Origin of the sequence: Flavobacterium sp. FPG59, from assembly GCF_002150205.1 — a bacterium.
In the GTDB taxonomy this organism is placed as follows: domain Bacteria; phylum Bacteroidota; class Bacteroidia; order Flavobacteriales; family Flavobacteriaceae; genus Flavobacterium.
In genome coordinates, this window is record NZ_MTCA01000256.1 from 1 (window position 1) to 4,059 (window position 4,059).

Consider the following 4,059-nt stretch of genomic DNA (forward strand, 5'->3'; position numbering starts at 1 on the left):
TTCGATAATAGACCCAACACCGCCATAAGCACTTATGGTTTTTCTTGTTTGAATTTGTTCGTATTTCCCCATTTAATTTGCTAATTTTATTATACTGTTAGTGTCAATTTCTCTCATCGACATCATCAAGCTCCATTCATCTAGGTCTGCAATTTTTTGAATTAATAATTTGTATGTAAGTCCTTCTTCTTTTGTCGTCCATTTTTTTACATATTCATCAAGTTTATTAATTGCATAATCACGTTGTTTTTTGTTTTTAATTCTTTCAGATAAAAATGTTTTTAACTCATCAATATTACCATCGAAATCTTTCGCTTGACTATTTAAATATAATCCTTTTTTGTGTCTGACATAAGCAACTAAGAGACTTGCCATAACTTTATCTACTGCTATTTCTGTAAATGGTGTTACACTTAATGGTTCTACATATTTATAGTAAGCATTGTGAAAACTTACATAGTTTTCAAAATAGGATTTATCTCTTGAACGGTTTGCATCTAAAAGGTTAATCACTATACCCATATCTTCACGTCCAACTCTACTTGATGCTTGAATGTACTCAGCTACGTTTTTAGATTGCCCATTCATTAACATCACATTCAATCTTTTTATATCAATACCGACCGAAAACATATTTGAAGCTAAAACTAAATCAACCGTTTGATGAACATAATCTCTTCCTTCATATCTATTTAAGCTAAATGATTGTTCTAACTGATCTAAAAGTTTTTTAATTGAATTGCTTTCAATACGACTAGTCAATTCTTTGGTTCGAGAAGGTAATCCTTTCCAATTAAATGCATATTTATCTCTACTTATATTATATCTACTGTGAAGTAATTTTATTAATGAAAGTATTTCTGCCGGAACTTTATTATAAATTTTACCAACATCTCTTAGACTATTGTAAAATGAAACAATTGTCCAGAAATAGTTCATTTCATTAATGCATTCTTCTTGAGTTAGTTTTTCGTTTTCTACTAAATATTTGAATAGTTCAATACGTGCAATGAATAAGTTCCCTAATATTTGAATTTGTGAATTAAGTCCTGTTTTACCAGTTGGCATAAATCCAATATGTTTTCTTGTACTATCTTTAGATACGAAAGAAAAAAAGTTGTCATTATAACTTAATCCCATTGGAGGAAATATGTTTAGCTGTCTATTACCGTACAACATTTCAACTTGATGTGCTGTATTTCTTGTTGTTGCTGTTGATGCAATAATTTTAGGTTTTCTATTTCCTTTTGTTGATAGTAATTCTACAATAGATTCGTAAATACCCGTTATGGAACCGAGTGGGCCGCTTAATAAGTGTAACTCATCTTGTATGATTAAATCGGGTGGTAGTTTATGTTTTTCAAGAGAATTAAATAGTTTATGTCCTTCTTCTCTATGTGAAATCATAGCAAATTTGTCCACTGTAGCAAAAAGTAATGTAGGTGGAGTTTGGTAAATTTTATCATCTACAAAATATATTGGTAATTCATTACTGAAAGTACAAGCAGTATTTATACATTTCACTTTAAATGAATTTGCTGTAGCGTGGTATCCTTGTTCAAAGAAATTGAATTTATTTTTTGATATAATCTTACATCCACACCAGGAACAATTTTCAATTGGAAAAGTATTAACTTTTTGTAAATCGTGATTTTTTTTTGAATTTGCTTTTACTAAGTTGTCATTTATCTTATTATAAATTCCTAATGCATCTTTAAACGAATTAGGTGTTGATGAAGCTCCAACCCACATACCAATTGAGATAGGAGTATTTCCAAAATAATACTCATCATTATTGTTAAATTGTTTTCTTAAAAAATCTAATGATAGTATTAGTTTTGTTGCACGTTCAAACTGTTGGGCTGTTAGAAGTCTTAAAGTGTAACGCATTATTACTGCTACACCATCAGCGCTGTCCTCATTTAAAATTCTTCTACTAATTATTGTAAAAGCAGTTAAAGCTAAATATGCTTCCGTTTTACCACCACCAGTTGGGAACCACAATAAATCAACTATATTATTTCTGTCTTCAGAATCAGGATTGATTAGTGATTCAAGGTTTAAAAGAAAAAAAGCTAATTGAAATGGTCTGTATTTGGGATTGAAAGTAGTATTCTCTCTAAAATAATCTAGGTTGTTATACTTTATATTTTCCTCTATTTCTGTTAGCTCTACATTCTTTTTACCAAAATGTTTCTCATTTGAAACAAACATTTGAATGAACATTGCCGTATTGGCTAACTTAAACGATTTGAATGCATCATCGTTATTTTTTAAAAATGCTATGTTCTTAATAAGTCTTTCAAATGTTTCCGATTGTTTTCCAACTATATTTTTTTTGATATTTTGAAAATTGTCTGCTGTTTTAATTGTTATTTGTTTATCAATCCATTTTTGATATTCTTTTACGAATAAATAGAGCTGATCTATAATTTCATCATCATTCAAATCAGACCAAATAGATAACTTTTTTAGTTGTGTAATGGATTTTAAACCTTCTGGAAAATCTTCTTTAAATTCATTACTATAACTCTTGATATCTACTTCTGGTAAGAAAGTTGTATAAAGTTCAGTAGGTTGTTTATCATCATTCCAATGAACTGCACAACCGTGACCAATAGCAAAAGAAAATTCTTCTCTGTATTGAAAGTTTATTGTGTTTAATTCTTCATCAAAAGGGTTGTTTTCAGTAAATTGTTTGTACGGTAAAAATTTTGTTCCATTTACTTTAATATGTGCTTGAAACATTGCTTTTGAATTTAACCTCTCATTACTAAATGAAAATTTCTTTTTTGAATGTTGTAATCTGTTAGCAAGCAAAATTTTAATAAACTTCCCGTGAGTTGTTTGTAATACTTTTTTATAAAAACAAGTAATCGTTTCTTTTGTTTCTTCTTCAACTTCTAATGGAATTGGAATAGCTTCATTTGAGTTTTCATCTTCAAGTTTAATTTTGATTATTTTTTGTTCATTTGGTAAACGTTTCCATAATCTTCCAAGTAGTAGTTCAACTTTTCTATATCCAACGGAGTCTATTAATTCTTTTTGCTGTTCGTGTTCTTGAAATGTTTTCTTTAAGTTTCTGACATTTATTCCACTTTTTCCAAATGTTTCTCTATTGAATATTAAAAAACCATCTTCATACACTAAATGTTGTTTTATTGGATTAAATGGATGGTTATTGAATTTCTCAAAATCTTCTTTAGTTATTTCAACTTTAGCTTCAAGTGGTTTTAATTGTTTGTATTTAGCGTATATGAACTCAATTGTAATTTCTTTTTGGTCATTAGGAACACAAAAAGTTAAGCCAAAATTTGTTGGAAAATATTGATTAGCTTCTGAATATTCACTATCACTATTTACCTTAGCCTTCTTTTCAGTATTATCATCTTCAACTTGAATAGAATCATTTTTATCGACTAAATCATTAGTAATTTTAATGTTATCATCTATTATTTCAGCATTTGCATTTGATTCATTTTCAAATCCAAAACTGTCTTGAATAGGGTCAACAATTTTTTCTGGAAAAACAATACCCGAAAAGTATCTACTTAAAGGATAATCTGATATGATTTCATTTTCAGCATCACTAATTAAAACATCAGAACCTGGGCCAATTAAGTTCTTTTGTATGGTATCTCTAAATATTAATCTTGGTTCTTCTTTATACTTATTCTTCATTAGAAATTATTTTTTGTTTTATAACTTTTTCAACTATCGTATCGATTAGTTGTTCAATTATTTCATCGTTAAGTTTTTTCAAAGCATCACTTTTTTCTGTTTTATTAGAAGCTATATAGTCTAATAAATCACTTCCTAGCAATCTGCCAGCTTGTTGCCTTATAGAGTGGTCTTTTTTTGAATAAACCACGAATTTATCATAATCAGTAACGATCAATTCGTTTATTAAACCAATTCTTTCACAATGATTTTTTATAGCATTTAAAACTTTAATTCTTGGAAATCGTGTACTCGAATTATTATCAAAATAATTTTTAAAAGTGCCAAGATTGATTTTATTAGAATTATCAAATATTTTTGAATGCAGTGTTTCAATAC

At 28.2% G+C, this 4,059-nt stretch carries 2 protein-coding genes; both read right to left on the reverse strand.

All coding sequences use genetic code 11. From position 1 onward, the window contains the following. Positions 1-72: 72 nt before the first annotated feature. Positions 73-3,681, reverse strand: coding sequence for a helicase-related protein (locus FPG59_RS14535; protein WP_086455292.1), 3,609 nt, complete (start codon positions 3,679-3,681; stop codon positions 73-75). Beyond that, positions 3,671-4,059: hypothetical protein (locus tag FPG59_RS16715; protein ID WP_176330760.1), on the reverse strand; the 389-nt coding region annotated here is incomplete at its 5' end. The genes FPG59_RS14535 and FPG59_RS16715, both read right to left, overlap by 11 nt.

Bases quoted from the DNA above. Each gene is read 5' to 3' on its own strand.
- FPG59_RS14535 (WP_086455292.1), bottom strand. From the start codon at position 3,681: ATGAAGAATAAGTATAAAGAAGAACCAAGATTAATATTTAGAGATACC.